Here is a 20,685-nt window from a genome sequence, read left to right as displayed (position 1 = left end):
TTAATTTTTAAACAAAACTGCTGTCCTTTTTTCTTACGGTCTTTTTGTGGTCGCCTTAAATTTTACATTTTTTTATTTAATTTTAGAATAGGTTTATCATACTGTTGCCATTATTAAAGCTAAAAGTATTATTATTGTTAATTATAACGAACATCAAATAACGAGCAATGCCATTAATTAATGAATTTTCAACAGTCCCTACCCTGTTGAGAAATGTTGTAAAAAACATTCATAAACCTGCGGATACTTTTTTAATCCACAAACAGGGAACTGAATGGGTTGAAATTTCATATGAAGATACCCTCAAACGCGCTGATGCCGTATCTGCATACTTTTTAAGCAAGGGTATCAAAAAAGGTGACTGCTTAGGTTTGATGATTGAAAATTCGCCAGAATATGTTTACTACGATCAGGGCATTCAGCAAATAGGCGTGGTTAATGTTTCCATTTATCCAACGCTTTCTGAACAGGAAGTTTCCTATATTATTAATGATTCAGGAATAAAAGGAATTCTTGTAGGGAATAATTTTTTATATCGAAAGGTGCTTAAGGTAGCTTCGAACTGCAAAGCCTTAAAATATATCATTCCGGTATTTAAAGATTTTGAAAAAGTGACCATCCCGGCAGATGTGAATGTTGAGGTGATTGCATTTTCAGATATTCTTGCACTTAAGCACCAGCTTACCGCCGCTGAAAAAGCAGAGATTGAACAATGCCGAAATTTGGTCGAGCCGGATGACATTTCCTCGCTCATCTATACTTCCGGTACAACCGGCACGCCTAAAGGAGTTATGCTCACCCATTATAATTTTGTTAAGAATGTTGAAGTTTGCTTGCAGCAGATTCCTGTAATCGATCAAACAGAAACTTTTCTTTCTTTCCTGCCCCTATCTCATGTGTTTGAACGTACGGCTACCTATCATGTATGTTGCGCTCAAGGATGTAAAATTGCTTTTGCGCAAAGTTTAGAATTGCTGGCTAAAAATATGGGTGAAGTTCGCCCGACCGTGATGAGTTGCGTACCCAGACTATTGGAACGCATTCATGATAAGGCCATAAAATCCGGAACTGCAGCAGGTGGTACTAAAGCTAAAATATTTACATGGGCATTAGAAACAGGAAAAAACTACCGCGTGATCAAAGAAGCAGGTAAAAGCCCGGGCTTAATTTTATCCGGGAAAAAAGCCCTTGCAGAAAAACTGGTTTTTAGTAAAATCAAGGAGAAAACCGGTGGCCGCTTAAAGTTTATGATTTCGGGTGGCGCAGCATTGCCTAAAAATGTAGGTGAATTTTTTGGCGATTTAGGTATTAAAATTTTAGAGGGTTTTGGCTTAACAGAAACTTCACCTGTTATGTCGGTTACTGAATATCACCGGCAGGTTTACGGCACTGTTGGCCGTGTGATCCCTGGCATTGAAGTTGGCATACAGGATGTAGAAACGAAAGAAATTATCAATATCCAAACGCATGATACGTTTAATGAAACATTTGATTGTGAAGAGGGAGAAGTGATTGTTCGGGGCCACTGTGTAATGAAAGGTTATTTTAATAAACCTGCAGAAACTGCCGAAGCTATAGATAAAGACATGTGGTTCCATACCGGAGATATTGGCCGGTTTTATAAAGGAAATCTTCAAATTACCGATCGCCTAAAAAACATGATTGTTAATGCCTATGGAAAAAACGTTTATCCTACACCAGTTGAAAATATTTATTTAAAAAGTCCGAAAATTGATCAGCTATTTTTAATAGGCGATAAACGTGAATTCATTACGGCAATCATTATTCCCAACAAGGAAACACTGGAAGAAACATTTAAACTAAAGCCAACTTTTTTTGAACAGCCCGAAGCTTTCATCAGTGAGAAGGAAATTATCGACTGGATGGAACTTGATATTAAGAAAATCTCCGGTGAGTTGGCAAAGTTTGAACGGATTAAAAACTTCAAAATCAAACGTAATCCATTTAATATTGATGAAGGTGAAATTACGCCTACCATGAAAGTGAAACGCCGCGTGGTAGAAAAGAAATATGCTGAAGCCATTAACGAAATGTATGAGGAAGGTATAGAGGTCGAATCATAAAAAAACAGGAATTTTATTTCATTGGCATATTTAGAAATACAGCCCCACCTGGCATTGCAACCTTATATCGGTGCCTATTGGATCTCTGAAATTACGGAGTATACACTTAACCAAGCTAAAATCCTTCCTGATGGCTGTGTGGACATCATTTTTAATATTAAAGATGAATACCGAACCGAAGCAGGCCGTATATTAATGAAAAGTGAAGCCATTTACCTTATAGGCACCATGATGCGCTTCAAAGAATACAAAACGATAGGTAAAGCCAAACTATTAGGTATCCGTTTTAAACCCGGAGCGTTTTTTTATTTTTTTAACCTTTCTTCATTACACGAATTTACAGATCAAAGCATTGAACTTAAAAATATTGCACTTCCTATAATTCATCGCATCGACGAATATACGCCTGCATATCTTGATCAATTTCTTCTTCATAAATTATCTCCACCTAAATATTCAATTATCCACATCATTAAAGATATACAGAATCAAAATGGCCAATCAAGAGTAGGTGATATTGCTAAGAAACACTTTACTACACCGAGGCAATTGGAAAGACACTTTAAAAATTCAGTTGGCGTAAGTCCAAAAGACTTTACCAGCCTGGTGCGCTACCAGTTTGTCAGCTCGAAAATTAAAAACAATACTTCAGGCAAATGTTTAGCCGAACTCGCATTCGAATCTGGTTACTACGATCATGCGCATCTTACAAAAGAAATCAAAAGATTTACCGGATCGGTTCCTTCACAACTATAGATTTTGTCGCTTTTTTACAAAGTGAAATACTGGCCACGCCGTATATTTGATAAAAATAACTATGGTAAAATTTAGCTACACAATACTTTACGTTAAAAACGTATCCGAATCGATTGAGTTTTATGAAAAAGCATTCGGTTTTAAAAGAAAATTGATTACTCCCGAAAATAATTATGGTGAATTATTAAGTGGTGATACCATTATTTCATTTGCTGATGTGCAACTTGCCAGTTCAAACCTATCAAGTGGCTTTAACTTAAGTAAAAGAAACCAAAAACCATTTGGCATAGAACTGGGTTTCACAACGGAAAATGTAGAAATTGTTTTTAATCAGGCAGTGAAAATGGGCGCAACTCCACTGGAAAAAATGAAAATAAAACCCTGGGGGCAAGCTGTAGCTTATGTTCAGGATATTAATGGATTTCTAATTGAAATCTGTTCTCCTATGTCATAATAATTAGCTACCTAATAAATAACTGATTAAGACTGACAAAAGCTGGCTCATTTAATGCTATGGCTAAACTAGCTTTTTTAATAAGGAGGGGTGAACCACTACCCCTCCACTATTAATCAACTAATTAACCTAATAAACTCATCAAAAATAAAGATCACAATTGGTTATTCCAAACAAATGCAACAAAATTGCTTTAAAAAATAAAAGCTGAGTTTTGGATGGTCTTAATGATTAAATTATGCAAATACCAGATAATCAGAGATAGGAAAAACTTCAAATCTGTTTATTGAGCAGCTGTATTTTCCTGAAAGTTTGATAAAACAATCCTTTTTACGTTTTTCTGCACCAGTGCTTTTCCAGCGTAAGATGGTTTGTTTGGTCCCCAAATAACTTCACTGTTATTCAAACTGATGTTTCCGGTATTTTCAAAGTAAAAGCCAGCAATTGCACTTTTCACCAAACCTTCCACATTACTTGGCCGGCGGTCGTAAATACCACCTGTTTCTTTCGTGGTTTTATTTATCTTCACACTCACCTGGTCGAAATGAATATTGGACACTTTATCCTGACTTTCAGCACTGATGTAAACGCCGCTTTCTCCTGTACAACGGATATTGCTGAAATAAATATTACTTACCGCTCCAACATTTCCTTTGGTTTGTCCCTTAGGTAAACGCCAGCCCGCATCTTTGTTATTGGTGGTTGCTCTCGGGTAAGCAGTAATATAAATGGGTTCAGATTTCCCCCACCAAACATCTGTAAAAAGCCTTGATTCAATAATTAAGTTTGAAAAAATAACGTCACTTACCGTTCCTTCATCTCTGTTTTGAATACCCACACCCCGATTACTGTTTACAATGTTGCAGTTATTAATCAGAACCTTACTGATCCGATCCATATTCTCTGAGCCAATTTTAATGGCACAAGAACTGGAAGTCATGGTGCAATTACTGATTACAATATTTTCACAAGCACCATATTCCTCAAACTCACGCCTGTTTTTAAGACAAATGCAATCATCACCTGATTCGATGTAACAATTTGTGATTCTTACATTTTTACTATGATCTAAGTCTATTCCATCGCTATTTCTGATTTTGATGCTGTTCAATAAGGTAATATTAGAAATCGAAACATCATTACAACCAATGAGGTGAACGGTCCAGTAGGCTGAATTTTGAAAGGTAACGCCATCAATATTTAGCTTTTTACAATCAGTAAGCGTGAGCAGATGTGGCCTCGGATCTATGATTTCAAAAGGCTTTAATACATAGGAGTCTTCAATTTCTGTTCCCATAAAGGATATGCCATTACCATCCAAAATTCCGGTCCCGGTAATACTCACTTGTTGTAGTTTTTCGCCTCCTATCCAAATGGTTCCTTCTCCTTTATTTTCCCTGAACGCACTTTTGGTATATAATTTCTCATCCGGACTGGCAAGAATCTTTGCTCCACCTTCAATTTTTAAATCCACAAAAGATTTTAGATCGAAGGGGCCAGCAAGGAAAACATGACCGGCGGGAACCAATACCTGACCACCACCAGCAGCGGAACAGGCATCTATAGCTTTTTGAATGGCTTTGGCATCATTCGTTTTGCCATCGCCGATAGCACCATAATTTTTGATATTAAACTTTTGTTGGGCAGTGGCATGGAAGGAAATCAGCAGCGAAAAAATAATCAGGATCTTAAATTTCATTTTAGTTAAAGTTGGTTCATTTTTAAAGATTATCATTATGAGAAAGACTACCAGAACACGGTATAAAGTGCAGCCAAAATACCACAAATGATTACCGCAGCAACTGTAAAAGCAGGCGTTACTTTGAACATGCTGCGATCAATCTCAAGACCCTGTGGATTGTCTTTACTTTTGGGATCAGTTAAGGTTACCAGTACCATTAGTATCATAATAATGACAAATACCCATGACATTCTGTTCAGAAATGGAATCGGAGCGATCCATCCATCAGTTAATACGGGTAAAAATTTAAATAGCATTGACAATGGAATGGTGACAAGTGCTGCTGATAATGCGGCACGTGAAGTGGTTTTTTTCCAAAAAAAGCCAAATAGAAAAATCGCAAAGATGCCTGGAGAAATAAACCCTACGTACTCCTGAATAAACTGATAAACCTGATCAAAACTACGTAATGCCGGTGCCACAACTATTGCAATTAAGGAAGCCACCACAACCGACCACCGTCCGATGGCAACCAATCTTCTCTCAGAAGCATCTGGTTTGATAAATTTTTTATAGATATCAAGCGTAAAGATGGTCGCTATACTATTTGATTTTCCGGCAAGTGAAGCTACAATAGCGGCCGTTAACGCCGCGAAAGCCAGACCTTTTATACCCACCGGCAATAAATTCATCAATACAGGGTAAGCATGGTCTGGCTTGATAATGCCACTTGCATCAAGCATTTCCTGTTGAAAATAGCCGCGCTGATAGAGTACAAAAGCAGCAATACCTGGAATAACTACAATTACAGGAATCAGAAGTTTTAAGAATGCGGCAAAAATTAATCCACTCCGGCCGGTTTTTAAATCTGCACCCAATGCCCGTTGTACAATATATTGGTTGCATCCCCAGTAGTTCAGGTTATTGATCCAAAGTCCACCAACTAATACTGCAATGCCTGGCAATTCATGATAAAACTTATCTCCTTTAGAAAAAATCATGTGAAAGTGATCTGAAGCTTCTGATCGCAAAAGCGGAAGTGCACCCAGCACCGTTTGCGTATCCAGTTTTTCAGCAACGAGTTTCAATGCCATGTAACAGGTAATCAATCCGCCAGCCACCAAAACAATCACCTGTATCACATCTGTGTATCCTATCACCTTCATTCCGCCAAGGGTGATGATGGCAGAAAAAATCGCCAGAAATATGATGCAGGTACTAAATGGAATTCCGGTAATGGTTTCAATGGCAATTGCACCCAGAAAAAAGATAGATGTTAGATTAACAAATACATAAACCAAAAGCCAGAAAACAGCCATTAGCGTACTTACGGTATTGTTATAGCGCTGAGACAGAAACTGCGGCATGGTATAAATCTTGTTCTTCAGGTATATGGGCAGAAAAAATACCGCAACAATAATCAATGTTGCTGCAGCCATCCATTCGTAACTGGCTATAGCCAGCCCCATAGCAAAACCAGAACCAGACATCCCGATAAAATGTTCAGCCGAAATATTGGAAGCGATAATGGAAGCACCGATTGCCCACCAGGTTAATGAACCTTCTGCCAAAAAATAGTCTTTCGTATCTGTCTGCTTCTTTTTCTTACTTCTGTAAACCCAATAACCGTAGGCCGATACGATAATAAAGTATATAAAAAATACGGCACAATCAAGTGCAGAGAGGTGATTCATATTAGGTCCTTATATATTTGGTTTTTTCTAAAAATCAGAAAAAAATTGAATGTTAACTGCCGAATGCTTTTATTTAATTACTTAAACGTTTTCGGTTAAGCGATGATAAATTTTACTGTTTAGGTATTCAGCAACTGGTAGATTCCCTTTTAATCAATGTTGATTTAAGGATAATATCCTGGTTATCACCATGGCCTTTTTTATTTAAAATTTTAAACAAACAAGTGGCAGCTTCACGCCCAATCTCAAAAGCAGGTTGTGTAATCGTTGTCAATGCAGGGTTGAGCAAATGCGCCGTAGCCTGATTAGAAAAACTGATGATTTTAATATCTTCCGGAATCCGGAACCGGAGTGCCTTACATGCCGTGTAGGCAGGAATGACAAACTCTTCTATTGATGAAAAAAGGGCATCTGGCTGATGCAGACTTAATAATGCGCTGATCTGATGCAGATTTTGTTCCTCATCATTTACATATTTAATAATCAAATTCGTATCTACCGTTAATCCCTTGGCTTCAAGGGCATCTTTGAAACCTGAAAATCTGGCTTTACCGGCAGGCAAATTTTCTAAACCATACAGATAAGCTATTTTTTTACAACCGCACTCAATTAAATGAACGGTTGCGTCGAATGAAATTTCATAATCATCAGTGGTCACATTGTAGGCATCAAGATTTTTATAAACCCGGTCAAAAAAAACCAAAGGTACTTTCTTAACCAGGTTTTTGTAGTAATCGCCATTGTATTCGCTGCTTGATACTGATGTTAAAATCCCATCTACCCTCCCATTCAGCAAACTATTAATGAAAGACATTTCCATTTCAATGTCTTCGTGGGTTTGATAAATCAGTACATGATGGCCATATTTTCTGACAATTTCTTCAATCCCCTTGATGGCACGCGAAAAGAAATTATTCGCCACAAACGGAATGATTACGGCAATGGTTTTAGTTTTATTACTTCTTAAATTACTGGCTGCAGGATTTGGCGTATAGTTGAGCTGCTTGGCCAGATCCCAAACCCTGTTTTTTGTTTTTAAACTGATTTCGTAGCTATCATTAAGTGCCTTTGAAACAGTTGCAATAGAAATATTGAGTTCCTGTGCCAATCGCTTAATATTAACCTCTCCAGACATTCTTTATTATTTATGTTTTGTTTGATTTATTATTCAGATAGTTCCAAAATCCATTCTTGAAGTGCCGAATATGAAATGAACTTATCAGGGATAATCGGCTGAACTTCATAAAAATACTAATTCCCTTAACCTTATCTGATTTCAATTACGAAAATATAAAATAATTGTCATAATAATACCTCAACCAAAACAGGAAAGACATTATTAAAACCCACTGACTATAAGCAAACTAATCATGAATTCAACAATATTTATCTAACAATTAATTTCTCCACTAGTAGGTTTGATCTGATTTTACGTAATCGTTTAAGTAAATAAAAACCTTTGATCATGAAAATTTAAGCATTCAAAAACTCAATTTTATACCATAAAAAATTTAACCAAATCATTTCTAATCTTATGGGAAACGAAAATGCAGTTTCGAAGGATGATCACAATCCTTTAAAAAACCTTGATCAATGGGAAGAAGATTTATTAGTCCGTTATCCTGATCCAACCAGCATTAATGCAGATAAAAAGGAAGATCAGTTCAGAAATTATGAAGAAACTGAAAAAGATGGTGTAAAAGAATTTTACCGGTTGAACCATACTTACCAAACCTATGATTTTGTGCAGCAGAAAAAAGCTGATTATTTGAAGTTTGATAAAGAAGAAATGCCCATCTGGAGTGCTTTTGATTTCTTAAATAAACTCGTTGATGATTCTGATCCGGATACAGATTTAGATCAGATGCAGCATCTTTTACAAACTTCTGAAGCCATACGCAATGATGGGCACCCGGACTGGATGGTTTTAGTGGGATTGATCCACGATATGGGAAAAGTACTTTGCTTATATGGTGAACCACAGTGGGCAGTGGTTGGAGATACCTTTCCGGTGGGCTGTGCCTATTCAGATAAAATTGTTTATTCAGAATTTTTCAGTGCAAATCCGGATTTTAACAATCCCGTTTATCAAACCAAACTGGGTGTATATACCCAAAACTGTGGTTTGGATCAGGTGCATATGTCGTGGGGCCATGATGAATATGTATACCACATGATGAAACCATACCTTCCGGAACAGGGATTATATATGCTTCGTTACCACTCCTTTTATGCGCAGCACCGCGAAAATGCCTATGATCATCTGATGAATGAAAAAGACCATGAGCTATTTAAATGGGTAAGGTTATTTAATCCATATGATTTGTATTCCAAAAACCCGAACCAAAAAAGCTGGGAAGAGTTAAAGCCATATTATCAGGCATTGGTGGCAAAATACCTACCTGCTACCATTAAATTTTAAGTAAAAAACAATATAAACAAATAAAACAAACCATTTATGAACTTAATTTTACCCTACCATGCGCATTAAAATGATCAGCTTAAAACGTAGTAGCATATTTTTGTTGCTATTTTTCATTGGGCAGTCTTTTAATATTGCATATGCTCAATCAGAGCGAAAAATCTCTGGAAATTTATTAGACAACACTAACCAACCGATTATTGGTGCTTCAGTTTCTGTAAAAGGAACGGAAAAAGTTACCTCTACAGGAGCCGGCGGTTCATTTAGCATTTCTGCTAAAACCGGCGATAAAATCCTTTTTAGTTTTTTAGGTTACCAAACAAAAGAACTTACCGTAGGTGCACCCTCAACCTATCAGGTAATGATTACCGAATCAACCGCTTCATTAACTGATGTGGTGGTAGTAGGTTATGGTAAAAGTTCAAGAAAAGCATTAACCAGCTCTATCTCTACGGTTAAAGGTGATGATTTAAACAAGGGTGCTATTAGTGATGTTGGCCAGATGTTGCAAGGTAAAGTACCCGGATTAAATGTTAGCCGTAGTGGTGATCCAAATCGAAATGCTGCCATTATCATGCGTGGTGCATCAACCCTTCGTGAAGGTGCGCAATCGCCATTATTTGTTATTGACGGCGTAGTTGGTGCAGATATTTCTATTCTTGCGCCAGATGATATTGCTTCAATCGATGTATTAAAAGATGCTGCTGCAGCCGCTATTTATGGTAACCGTGCAGCCAATGGCGTAATCATGGTTACAACTAAAAAGGGTGTTGCCGGACAAACTCAAATTGCCTATAATGGTTATTTTGGTATTGAGAACGTTTCAAACCGTTACGATATGATGAATGCAGATCAGTTACGTGCTTTTTTAGCAAAAAACAATTCTGCGCTAACGCCAGCGAATGATAAAGGCGCCAATACCAATTGGCAAGATGAAGTGCAAAGAAGCGACGCAATGTCTCAAAATCATAACATTTCATTAAGTGGCGGAACAGAAAAAACAACATACAACGCAAGTGTAAATTATTTTAATCAGCAAGGAATTATTAAAACCAGCGGTTTAGATAGATTTATTGGCCGTATTGGTGTAGAGCAAAAGGCATTGAATGATAAGTTGAAAATTTCTTTTAGCTTAAGCAACTCTGTGAGTAATGCAGATCTTGTTCCCTATCGGAACACAGTTCTTTCGCAAATGCTTACTTATTTGCCAACAGCTCCGGTTAAAAATCCCGATGGAAGTTATTTTGACAATCTAGTTCAAACCAGCTATTACAATCCTGTATCCATGTTGGAAAATGCAAAGGAAAACTTAAAAAATAAAACCATTTTAGGAAATTTAAGCGCTAATTTGAAATTACCTTTTGGCTTTACTTATGACGTAAATATTTCTTATCAGAATAATCAAAACGTATACGGTGCATTTTACAACAGCATTTACACCTCAAGATATAATAACGTTAGAAATACACCAGACCCACCTGCAAACCCAACATTTGTATCACTGGTTGGCCAGAATGGTGTTGCCATCAGAAACGCTTATCAAAACACCAACAAAATTTTAGAAACCTACCTTACCTGGAATAAAAAATTCGGCGATCACGATATTAATGCCGTGGTAGGTTATTCCTATCAGCAATCACTAAATAATGATGGTTTTCAGTCTACCTCGACAAACTTTCCGGTTAATGATGTAGGCTACAATAACCTTAGTTTAGGAAACCCATATGCAGTGAGCGATTTTAGAGTGGATTTTAATCCGGGCGTTACTTATCAGGAAATTTTGATGATTTCTGATTTCGCAAGGGTAAATTATAATTATAAAAACAAATACCTCATTCAGGGATCGATCAGAAGAGATGGATCTAATGTATTTGGCAGAAACGAACAATGGGGTTATTTCCCATCAGTTGGTGCAGGCTGGAATATTGACCAGGAAAACTTCCTGAAAAATCAAAATGTGATTAGAACTTTAAAACTACGTGGAAGTTATGGTATTGCAGGAAACTCACTCGGTTTTGCACCTTTAACTACGAAGTTAATTTACGGACAGGTTGGTCAGTTTTATTACAATGGCTCGCCAAGAGAGGGCGCTTATGGTGCCATACAAAATGAAAACCCAGATTTACGCTGGGAGAAAACAGCAACTACCAATGTCGGCATTGATTTTGGTTTGTTAAATGGCAGATTAAGTGGATCGGTTGATTGGTATGATAAAAGAACTACAGACCTGATTATTGGTTTCGACGTAGATCAGGCGCTTTATCCATCAGGTTCGCTTACTGCAAATGTTGGAAAACTAAGTAACAGAGGTCTTGAATTTGTATTGAATGGTAGCGCGGTAATTACTGAAAACTTTAGCTGGACAACAGGCATCAACCTTGCTCATAATGTGAACAAAGTCATTACACTTTCAGACAGTCAGTTTAACATTGATAACAGGTTGACTATAACACCAGATGGTGCCGGACAAAGTGGTGCATCATTACAAATTTTAGCACCTGGCCAGGCAATAGGTACATTCTTTACATTTAAGTATGCAGGTAAAGATGCAAATGGTGTATCTCAATATTATGATGCCGCAGGTAATATTAAAACCCAGGGATTGTTAAACAGAACAGATTACTACATTCTTGGAAATGCACAGCCTAAGGCTTTAATCGGATGGTCAAACAACATCAGATACAAGAATTTTGACCTAAGTATTTTTATGAGAGCGGTATTAGGGAGCAAAATTATGAACGTAACCCGTGCTGATTTGTTCCGCCCGAATACGGCCCAATTCACCAATATTCCTGTAGAAGTTGAAAACGAATCTCCGAATGACTTTAACTCGTATAAATATTCAAGCAGATTTATCGAAAACGGAAGCTACCTGCGCCTGGATAATGCTACGCTGGGTTACACTTTTAAGAAGGGAATCATTCCTGGGGTAAATTCGTTACGCTTATACACAACAGCAAACAATTTATTTGTAATTACAGGTTACAAAGGCATCGACCCGGAGATCAACCAGGGCGGTACTGCCCCAGGTGTGGATACCAATAACTTTTACCCTAAAACCAGAACATTTTTATTCGGTTTAAACGTATCATTTAATTAAAAACTAACAAGATGAAAAATCTTATTCAATATATCGCAGGAGCAGCACTGACATTAGGTGTATTAACATCCTGCCATAAGCTGGATTTAAAAGTGGAAACACAGTTAACACCAGAAACATTTCCTCAAACCGCACAACATTTCGTTCAGTTAACTGGCCAGGTGTATGTACAATTACGCCAGGGATGGAGCACCGATTACTTTTTTATGCAAACTTTGAGTACTGATGAAGCGATTATGCCGGCCAGGGGCGGTAACTGGTATGACGGTGGTACCTACGAAGCACATCACAAGCACACTTGGAATAAAGATAACGGACATGTGAATAGTGGCTGGTCGTGGCTTTCGGGCGTAATTAGTAAAGCAAACCAAAGTTTATTTTTACTAAAAAATGCACCTGATTCTCCAGCAAAAACTACGGCTATAGCAGAACTACGGGCAACCAGAGCCCTGGCATTTTATATGATGATGGATCTTTGGGGAAACATTCCTGTTGTAACTACATTCGGAGAAACTACCTCACCAGAAACAAAGTCAAGAACAGAGGTATTTAATTTTATTGAAGCCGAACTTAAAGAGATATTGCCAGACCTGAGCATCACCACCGGAACTGCTATCTATGGCAGACCAAACAAATACACTGCTTACGCAATACTAGCAAAAATGTATCTCAATTCAGAAGTTTATACTGGTACTGCCCGTTACAATGAAGCCGTTGCCATGTGCGATGCCATTACCACAGCAACAGGCACACCTTATAGCTTAGAATCCGATTTCAAAAAAATGTTTTTTATTGATAATGGTCCTCAGATAAAGGAATTTATATTTGCCATTCCGTATGATCCGGGATATAGTAACGGATTTATGATTTATTCGAGATACTCGCTACCTAGATCTTTACAGCAAAAATATAGTTTAAAACATACTCCGAGTGCGCCGATGAGCACCTTGCCAGAATTTTATGCAAATTTTAATGATCCTAATGATAAAAGAAATGCGCAATGGATTAAGGGGTTACAGACTTTGAATGATGGCAGACCAGTAACAGTTGCAACAACCAAAAAAGGATATGATCAGTTTTATACAGGAGCTGATGCTTCGAATGCAATCACTTACCAGGTAGATATTACACCAAATGTAACACTTAGAGATGCATCAAGACCTTTTGATGCTGGAAATGATGAAATTGCCTGGAATATGGGGTATCGCAATAACAAATTTTATTGTGACAGCACATCATCAAACAGAAATCAGAATAATGATGTGCCGATATTTCGATTATCAGATATATTGTTAATGAAGGCTGAAGCGATACTTAGAGGTGCATCACCTACATTAGGTCAGACTGCATTGTCTTTGGTTAATCAACTAAGAGCGGTTCGTACCACCTCACCAGCCTGGACATCAGTAACGCTGGAAGATTTATATAAAGAACGCTGCAGAGAAATGTCGTGGGAATGCTGGCACCGGAACGATATGATTCGCTTTGGGAAATATGAAGACAAATGGGGCTTTAAAACCGATGCACAAACCTTCCATCGTTTGATGCCCATTCCAGCATCAGCTATGATCTTAAACCCTAAACTGAAACAAAATCCTGGTTACAACTAAAATTTAATTTTTGATAAAGAACTTTCTCTGAAAACTATTTAGAGAAAGTTCTTCTTCATTACAGCTTATCTCAGAAAAATTACCCAAATTCATCTCTATGATTAAACGATTACTTTTCTTTTTCCCACTACTTGCCCCTGCCTTATTGCAGGCACAGGTTTTAACAAAATCTCCGGCAGAAATCAATATCACAACCAAATCATTAATTAAAGAACCTGCTGCCTTAAACTTTATTGCCATGGGCGATTGGGGTCGTAATGGCGCCGATCATCAAAAACAGGTTGCTAAACAGATGGGTATGACCGCGGCTGATGTAAAAGCACAGTTTATCATCTCTACAGGTGATAATTTCTATCCCAGTGGTGTGATTAGTTCGCAGGATCCATCTTTTAAGTATTCATTTGAAGATATTTATACTGATTTTTCATTACAGTGGGACTGGTATGTAATTTTAGGTAATCATGATTATAAATCTAATCCGGACGCGCAGGTAGCTTATTCAAAAATCAGCCGGAGATGGAAAATGCCCGCCCGTTACTTTGCCAAAAAATTCCCAATTAATGGCGACCTCAACAGCCAGGTTTTAGTTGCGTTTATAGATACCAATCCCCTTATTCCGGAATTTTATAAAAACGCTGAGTATGGTCCTAATGTAAAAGGTCAGGATACCACTGCGCAAAAACGCTGGCTGGCTAAAACCCTGGAAGATAAAGATCCTTCTATTAAATGGAAAATAGTGGTTGGCCATCACCCCATGTATACCGGTGGTAGCAGGACAGATGGATATGACACCAAAGCCATCAGAAGTTCGCTTAAACCGATGTTGGATCGTTATGGCGTAGATGTTTATCTTACCGGTCATGAACATAGCTTGCAATACCTCAAACCAGAAGGCAAAACACATCACTTTATATCTGGTGCAGCATCTGAAAAAACTCCGGTAAAACTAATTCCAGATGCACAAATGGTGGCTTCAGAATATGGCTTCATGTTATTTTCGGTTACCAATAACCAATTACGGGTACAAGTAATTAACGATGAAGGTTATATCATCTACAATACCCTCATCAAGAAATAATAAATGGACACTTTACCAATCACCACAGCAGTATTACCTGATCAGAAAAGCAAACGGTTAATTTCACTGGATGCATTAAGGGGTTTTGACATGTTCTGGATTGTAAGTGGCGAAGGCATTTTTCATGGATTGGCAAATGGTGTAAAAGAAAAATACGCATTGGTGCAAAACCCTAAAGATTGGACCATCGCTACAAATGAGCACCTGTCTATGTTGGAGCGGATCTTAATTAATATCAGCAATCAGTTACACCATTCACCCTGGAATGGCTTTACCTTTTATGACCTTATTTTCCCGCTTTTTATTTTTATCTCGGGGGTATCCATGCCATTCTCTTATCAGAAATATTTTGACCAGAAGAAAGCAGGAAATCATTCATCAAAAGCCATCTACAAAGCTTTAATAAAGCGAACTCTGATTTTAATTTTATTGGGTATCATTGTAAATGGCCTATTTAAATGGAATGGATATGAAAATACCAGGTTTGCCAGTGTACTGGCCAGAATTGGCCTATCAACATTTTTTGCAGCATTAATTTACCTCAATTTTTCACTACCTAAGCAAATCATCTGGTTTTTTTCTATTCTTATAGCCTACTATTTGATTATGGTTTACGTGCCTGTACCGCATTTTGGCGGTGGCATTTTAACCCCAGAAGGTAATCTCTCCGCCTATATAGACAGGTTATTATTACCGGGTAAATTGCACCGGGTGGTTTATGATCCTGAAGGTTTGCTCAGTACCATCCCTGCAATCTGTTCTGCAATGATGGGTATTTTTGTTGGTACTTTTATCAAGTCTGCCTCTCCTCTTTTAAATACCTCCAAAAAGCTGGCAGGTTTATTTATTGCCGGTACTTTATGTTTAATTGCTGGCTTAGTCTGGGGATTATTCTTCCCTGTCAACAAAACCATGTGGACCAGTTCTTTTGTCCTTTTTGCAGGCGGTTGGAGTATTTTACTTTTCACCATTTTCTATTACATCATTGATGTAAAGTCACTAAAAACATGGAGTATGCCTTTTGTTTGGATAGGTACCAATTCCATTCTCATTTATATCTCTGCACATGGCCTTTTCAATTTTGAATCTACATCACAATTTCTTTTCGGAGGACTCATCAGCGATATACCAATGGCCTGGCAACAAGCGGGCTTATGGACAGGTGTTTTGCTTGTACAATTATTACTGTTAAAATTTCTTTACGATAAAAAGTGGTTCCTAAAAATCTAACATGAAATTAAAATTTATATTCGCTGCCTTACTTTTCATTCTGACTTCCCGCCAAGGTTGGTCGCAAAATGATGTTGAATCTGCTAAGCACTTAATTCAACGGGTACTACCTAAATTACAAAATTCCTTTATTACTGAAAGTATAGCTGCTAAGAACGGAATGGATGTTTTCGAAATAGAAAGCAGAAATAAGAAGATTATTTTAAGGGGAAGCAGTGGTGTAGCCCTGGCTTCTGCCTTTTATAATTACCTCACCGAATATGCACATTGCCAGATTACCTGGAATGGCACCAATATGAATATGCCCAAAACGCTTCCGATGGTTGCAAAAAAAGTAAGAAAAGAAACGCCTTACGAATATCGGTATTATTTGAACTACTGCACTTTTAATTACAGTATGAGCTGGTGGGATTGGGAAAGATGGGAAAAAGAAATTGACTGGATGGCCTTACACGGCATTAATATGCCATTGGCGATTACGGGTGAGGAATACACCTGGTATTTACTTTACAAAGAAATGGGATTTTCCGATGAAGAACTTAAAGGCTTTTTCACCGGGCCAGCTTATTTTTCGTGGTTTTGGATGGGTAATATAGATGGCTGGGGCGGTCCGCTTCCGGTATCGTGGATGAAGAGCCACTTCGAATTGCAAAAGAAAATTTTAAACAGAGAACGTTCATTGGGAATGAAACCTGTATTACCGGCATTTACCGGTCATGTACCAGCGGCGTTTAAAAATAAGTTCCCTAATGCTAAACTAAAGGCTACCAACTGGACCAATGGATTTGCTGACACGTACATTCTGGATTCGGAAGATCCGATGTTTGCGATGATTGGAAAAAAATTCCTGCAAAAACAAACAGAAATGTTAGGTACCGATCACCTCTACTCTGCAGATACTTTCAATGAAAATGAACCGCCATCTGCCGAACCTGAATTTTTGAGTAAGCTAAGCGCCAGAATATATGATGGCATGTCGGCAGCAGATCCGAAAGCTGTTTGGGTAATGCAGGGATGGCTTTTTTACAGTGATAGAAAATTTTGGAAAGAGGCACAAACAGAAGCACTCTTAAAAGCTGTTCCAAATGACAAGATGATTCTGCTTGATCTGGCAACAGAAATAGAACCGGTTTGGAAACGCACAGCAGGGTTTTATGGCAAGCCCTGGATCTGGAATATGCTCCATAATTTTGGTGGAAACACTAACCTGTTTGGTAGAATGGATGTAGTGGCCACTGCTCCGGCCCAGGCCCTAAATGATCCAAAGAGTGGAAAGATGAAGGGAATTGGCCTAACGATGGAAGGCATTGAGCAAAACCCTGTCCTGTATGAACTGATGATGGAAAATACCTGGCAATCCACTCCTATTGATTTGAATACCTGGTTACCAAAATTCGTGTTCAATAGATACGGAAACAAAAACCCCAATGCCTTAAAAGCCTGGGGAATTTTAAGAAAAACAGTATATACCGTTCCTGAAAATAAATACATCAGGGATGGTGCGGAATCCATTATCCAGGCCAGGCCGACTTTTGATTCACTTACGCGCTGGGCCAAAACCACACTCAATTATAATGAGCGTGATTTATTACCAGCCTGGGATGAGTTTGTAAAAGCAGCACCAACATGTAAACAAAGCGATGGTTTTCAATATGATATTGTGGATGTAACCCGCCAGGTAATGGCCAATTATGCTCTTTCAGTTCAAAGAAAAGTGGTTGATGCCTACCAGAACAAAGACCTTAAAAAGTTTAATGCGGAAAGCCAAAACTTTCTTCAGCTTATTACAGATATGGATAAACTACTCGCCACCAGAAAGGATTTCCTGCTTGGACCATGGGTAAGCGAAGCCAGAAAATGGGGTGCGAATCCGGAAGAAAAGGCACGGTATGAATTCAACGCTAAAGACTTGATCACGCTTTGGGGCGATAAGAAAAGTCCGCTTAATGAATACGCCTGCAGGCAATGGAGCGGATTATTAAAAGATTTCTATAAACCACGATGGGAACTTTTCTTTAACCGTACAGTAAAATCATTAAATGAAAAAACTACTTTAGACCTTAAAAAATTTAACGAAGAGGTAAGTGATTGGGAATGGAAATGGGTAAACCAGAGAAAAGATTATTCCGTTCAACCTATCGGTAACCCGGTAAATACTTCAATTGAAATGTACCAGAAATACCGTAAGTTAATGGCTATAGCACATCAATAACTTCATTTTCCTTTGTAACTTAACCCATTAAAAAAAGATACCGTATTGAATACCATGATAAAAAAACATCGCACTAAATACGGTATCAATATCCTTTTAATAGTTTTCTTACAGGTTATCTTGTTGAGCTATTTCTCTTATAGCCAAACGCCATCTCTTGTAAAGTATGTACAACCATTTTCAGGTACTTCAGCCAGTACCACATTGGCCAGTCAACATATCGAAGATAAAACGGAAAGGTTAGCGAATACCATACCCGCGGTTGCTCCTCCATTCGCCATGACCCAGTGGACGCCGCAAACACAGCTTACAGAAACCAAATGCCTTGCACCCTATTATTATAACAACAGGAAAATTTATGGATTCAGGGCTACACACTGGATTAGTGGTTCCTGTACACAAGATTATGGAAGTTTCACGATCATGCCCACCTCAGGCCGACTAAAAACCAGGTGGAATGAGGTGGCTGATAATTACAGCCATCAAAATGAAGTGGCTAGTCCTGATTATTACAGCATTATTTTGCCAAAACATCAGCTTAAAACCGAAATTACAGCTACGCTTCGCAGTGGCGTAATTAGGATTACCGCACTAAAAACTGACAGTGTTTATATTTTAATCAGCCCGAACAGTGATCAACATAAAGGATTTATTAAAATTGATCAGAAAAAAGGTGAAATCTCAGGTTATAATCCGGTGCACCGGATTTATCAGGGTTGGGGACAACCCGCCGGCTTCAGTGGATATTTCTTTATTCAGATTAAAAGGGCATTCACAGTAAGTGGTACCTATACTGAAGGAGCGGTTTCAAATCAGCCATCCATCGGCAATAAAAAAGATATTGGCGTATTCGCCGGGTTTAAACTTCAAAAGGGCGAAGAACTCTTAATCTATTCAGGAACCTCATTTACCGGCATTGCAGCGGCAAAGGCAAACCTCCAAAAAGAAATCAATTCTGCTGATTTTGAAGCAGTAAAAACAAACACCAAAGCAGTTTGGGAAAAATCTTTAGCGCAAGTTAAAATCAATGACAGCAATGAAAAAAAGAAGAGAATCTTTTATACGGCTTTGTATCATGCCCAGCAACATCCAAGGCTTTTTAATGATGTTGATGGCACCTATCCTCGCTTTGCAGGCAACTATCAGACAGAACAGCTAAATAAAGGCAGCTACTACGATGACTTTTCCATGTGGGATATTTACCGGGCACAATTACCGCTGGTTGAATTGCTCCATCCCGAACAGGCCAATTCTTTTGTCAATTCATTAATATTGAAGGGAAGTCAAGGCGGATGGCTTCCTATTTTTCCCTGCTGGAATAGCTATACTGCCGCCATGATCGGCGATCATAGCACGGCCTTTATTGCTTCGGCTTATCAAAAAGGGATCAGGGATTATGATGTAAAGGAAGCCTATCGTTTAATGCGGAAAAATGCTTTTGAAATGCCGGATTCTGCCGATTACCTGAATGGTAAAGGCCGACGCGGTATCAACAGCTATCTAAAATATGACTACATTCCAATGGAAGACAGTATTCCCCATGCTTTTCACAAAAAGGAGCAAGTAAGCAGAACACTGGAATATGCTTATAATGATTATGCACTTGCCACAATAGCGAAAGACTTAGGAAAGGTAAATGATTATAATTTACTGGCCAAAAGATCATTAAACTATCAAAATATTTTTGATAATAAGGTTGGAATGGTGAGAGGTAAATACAGTGATGGCAATTGGTACAAACCCTATCTTCCCGATCACCGTGAACCTTATATTACAGAAGGAACACCCAGGCAATACACCTTTTATGTACCTCATGATATGCCCGGATTAATCTCGCTGATGGGTGGCAAAAAAAGTTTAGAAAACGAACTGGATTCTATTTTTTTAAAGAAAGAATACTGGCACGGAAATGAACCCGGACATCAGATTCCGTTTTTATATAACTATACCTCTAGTCCCTGGAAAACACAGAAACAGGTGTCCAGGATTTTGGATGAAGAATATGATGAAGGTGCAGGCGGTTTAAGTGGAAATGATGATGCAGGACAAATGTCTGCATGGTATGTATTTGCATCATTGGGATTTTACCCTGTGGATCCGGTTTCCGGGATGTATCAAATCACCAGTCCTTCTTTTAATCAAATGATCATTTCCTTCGATACAGGTAAAAAATTAAATATTAAAACGGTAAGATCAACCCAAAATGCCATTTACATTTCGAAGATTATGTTAAATGGAAAAATCCTGCGCAAAAATGAGATCACGCATCAACAATTAGTAAGTGGAGGTCTCCTGACTTTTTACCTCCGGGAAAAGCCAACATTGTCGAAATAACGGATCAGTATTATTTATGGAATCAGGTGA

The 20,685-nt window shown here is 38.1% G+C and carries 13 protein-coding genes; 10 read left to right on the top strand and 3 right to left on the bottom strand.

Going from position 1 to position 20,685, the window contains the following annotated elements; all coding sequences use genetic code 11:
* Positions 1-167 precede the first annotated feature (167 nt).
* The 3 genes from OQ267_RS16500 (at position 168) to OQ267_RS16490 (ending at position 3,294) form a co-directional block, all read left to right on the top strand.
* Complete coding sequence (locus tag OQ267_RS16500) at positions 168-2,084, top strand: AMP-dependent synthetase/ligase (protein WP_265836961.1); 1,917 nt, start codon at positions 168-170, stop codon at positions 2,082-2,084.
* Between the two features lie 21 nt (positions 2,085-2,105).
* Positions 2,106-2,840 carry a helix-turn-helix domain-containing protein gene (locus OQ267_RS16495; RefSeq protein ID WP_265836960.1) on the top strand — a complete coding sequence of 245 codons (735 nt, stop codon included), beginning with the start codon at positions 2,106-2,108 and terminating at the stop codon, positions 2,838-2,840.
* A gap of 61 nt (positions 2,841-2,901) precedes the next feature.
* Positions 2,902-3,294 (top strand): VOC family protein, encoded by a 393-nt coding sequence (locus OQ267_RS16490; RefSeq protein WP_265836958.1) that lies wholly within the window; start codon positions 2,902-2,904, stop codon positions 3,292-3,294.
* Positions 3,295-3,577: 283 nt separating this feature from the next.
* Here OQ267_RS16490 and OQ267_RS16485 read toward each other — a convergent pair whose 3' ends face one another.
* The 3 genes from OQ267_RS16485 to OQ267_RS16475 all read right to left on the bottom strand — a co-directional run bounded on the left by OQ267_RS16485 (position 3,578) and on the right by OQ267_RS16475 (position 7,804).
* Positions 3,578-4,993, bottom strand: coding sequence for a glycoside hydrolase family 28 protein (locus tag OQ267_RS16485; RefSeq protein WP_265836957.1), 1,416 nt, complete (start codon positions 4,991-4,993; stop codon positions 3,578-3,580).
* Between the two features lie 47 nt (positions 4,994-5,040).
* Complete coding sequence (locus OQ267_RS16480; RefSeq protein ID WP_265836955.1) at positions 5,041-6,669, bottom strand: sodium/sugar symporter; 1,629 nt, start codon at positions 6,667-6,669, stop codon at positions 5,041-5,043.
* A gap of 127 nt (positions 6,670-6,796) precedes the next feature.
* Positions 6,797-7,804: a LacI family DNA-binding transcriptional regulator gene (locus tag OQ267_RS16475; protein WP_265817619.1), complete on the bottom strand. Its 1,008-nt coding sequence runs from the start codon at positions 7,802-7,804 to the stop codon at positions 6,797-6,799.
* A gap of 399 nt (positions 7,805-8,203) precedes the next feature.
* Between OQ267_RS16475 and OQ267_RS16470 the strand changes: the two genes are divergently transcribed.
* From OQ267_RS16470 to OQ267_RS16440, 7 genes are all read left to right on the top strand, one after another.
* Positions 8,204-9,091 (top strand): inositol oxygenase family protein, encoded by an 888-nt coding sequence (locus OQ267_RS16470; RefSeq protein ID WP_265836953.1) that lies wholly within the window; start codon positions 8,204-8,206, stop codon positions 9,089-9,091.
* Positions 9,092-9,149: 58 nt separating this feature from the next.
* Positions 9,150-12,191 carry a SusC/RagA family TonB-linked outer membrane protein gene (locus OQ267_RS16465; RefSeq protein WP_265836951.1) on the top strand — a complete coding sequence of 1,014 codons (3,042 nt, stop codon included), beginning with the start codon at positions 9,150-9,152 and terminating at the stop codon, positions 12,189-12,191.
* Positions 12,192-12,202: 11 nt separating this feature from the next.
* A complete protein-coding gene (locus tag OQ267_RS16460) occupies positions 12,203-13,801 on the top strand; it encodes a RagB/SusD family nutrient uptake outer membrane protein (protein WP_265836949.1) in 1,599 nt (532 codons plus the stop codon).
* A 97-nt stretch (positions 13,802-13,898) separates the two neighbouring features.
* Positions 13,899-14,879, top strand: a complete 981-nt coding sequence (locus tag OQ267_RS16455; RefSeq protein ID WP_265836948.1) for a purple acid phosphatase family protein — start codon at positions 13,899-13,901, stop codon at positions 14,877-14,879.
* Positions 14,880-14,882: 3 nt separating this feature from the next.
* Positions 14,883-16,109 carry an acyltransferase family protein gene (locus tag OQ267_RS16450; protein WP_265836946.1) on the top strand — a complete coding sequence of 409 codons (1,227 nt, stop codon included), beginning with the start codon at positions 14,883-14,885 and terminating at the stop codon, positions 16,107-16,109.
* Position 16,110: 1 nt separating this feature from the next.
* A complete protein-coding gene (locus tag OQ267_RS16445) occupies positions 16,111-18,321 on the top strand; it encodes an alpha-N-acetylglucosaminidase (protein WP_265836944.1) in 2,211 nt (736 codons plus the stop codon).
* A 54-nt stretch (positions 18,322-18,375) separates the two neighbouring features.
* On the top strand, positions 18,376-20,655 hold the full coding sequence (locus tag OQ267_RS16440; protein WP_265836942.1) for a GH92 family glycosyl hydrolase: 2,280 nt from the start codon (positions 18,376-18,378) through the stop codon (positions 20,653-20,655).
* The last annotated feature ends 30 nt before the right edge of the window (positions 20,656-20,685 follow it).

It is taken from the genome of Pedobacter sp. MR22-3 (genome assembly GCF_026240075.1).
GTDB lineage: Bacteria > Bacteroidota > Bacteroidia > Sphingobacteriales > Sphingobacteriaceae > Pedobacter.
The sequence above is the reverse complement of the archived record's forward strand: the minus strand, read 5'-3'. Positions and strand labels throughout refer to the sequence as shown.

Bases quoted from the DNA above. Each gene is read 5' to 3' on its own strand.
- OQ267_RS16455 (WP_265836948.1), top strand. From the start codon at position 13,899: ATGATTAAACGATTACTTTTCTTTTTCCCACTACTTGCCCCTGCCTTA.
- OQ267_RS16485 (WP_265836957.1), bottom strand. From the start codon at position 4,993: ATGAAATTTAAGATCCTGATTATTTTTTCGCTGCTGATTTCCTTCCAT.
- OQ267_RS16450 (WP_265836946.1), top strand. From the start codon at position 14,883: ATGGACACTTTACCAATCACCACAGCAGTATTACCTGATCAGAAAAGC.
- OQ267_RS16475 (WP_265817619.1), bottom strand. From the start codon at position 7,804: ATGTCTGGAGAGGTTAATATTAAGCGATTGGCACAGGAACTCAATATT.
- OQ267_RS16490 (WP_265836958.1), top strand. From the start codon at position 2,902: ATGGTAAAATTTAGCTACACAATACTTTACGTTAAAAACGTATCCGAA.
- OQ267_RS16480 (WP_265836955.1), bottom strand. From the start codon at position 6,669: ATGAATCACCTCTCTGCACTTGATTGTGCCGTATTTTTTATATACTTT.
- OQ267_RS16465 (WP_265836951.1), top strand. From the start codon at position 9,150: ATGCGCATTAAAATGATCAGCTTAAAACGTAGTAGCATATTTTTGTTG.
- OQ267_RS16470 (WP_265836953.1), top strand. From the start codon at position 8,204: ATGGGAAACGAAAATGCAGTTTCGAAGGATGATCACAATCCTTTAAAA.
- OQ267_RS16440 (WP_265836942.1), top strand. From the start codon at position 18,376: ATGATAAAAAAACATCGCACTAAATACGGTATCAATATCCTTTTAATA.
- OQ267_RS16460 (WP_265836949.1), top strand. From the start codon at position 12,203: ATGAAAAATCTTATTCAATATATCGCAGGAGCAGCACTGACATTAGGT.
- OQ267_RS16445 (WP_265836944.1), top strand. From the start codon at position 16,111: ATGAAATTAAAATTTATATTCGCTGCCTTACTTTTCATTCTGACTTCC.
- OQ267_RS16500 (WP_265836961.1), top strand. From the start codon at position 168: ATGCCATTAATTAATGAATTTTCAACAGTCCCTACCCTGTTGAGAAAT.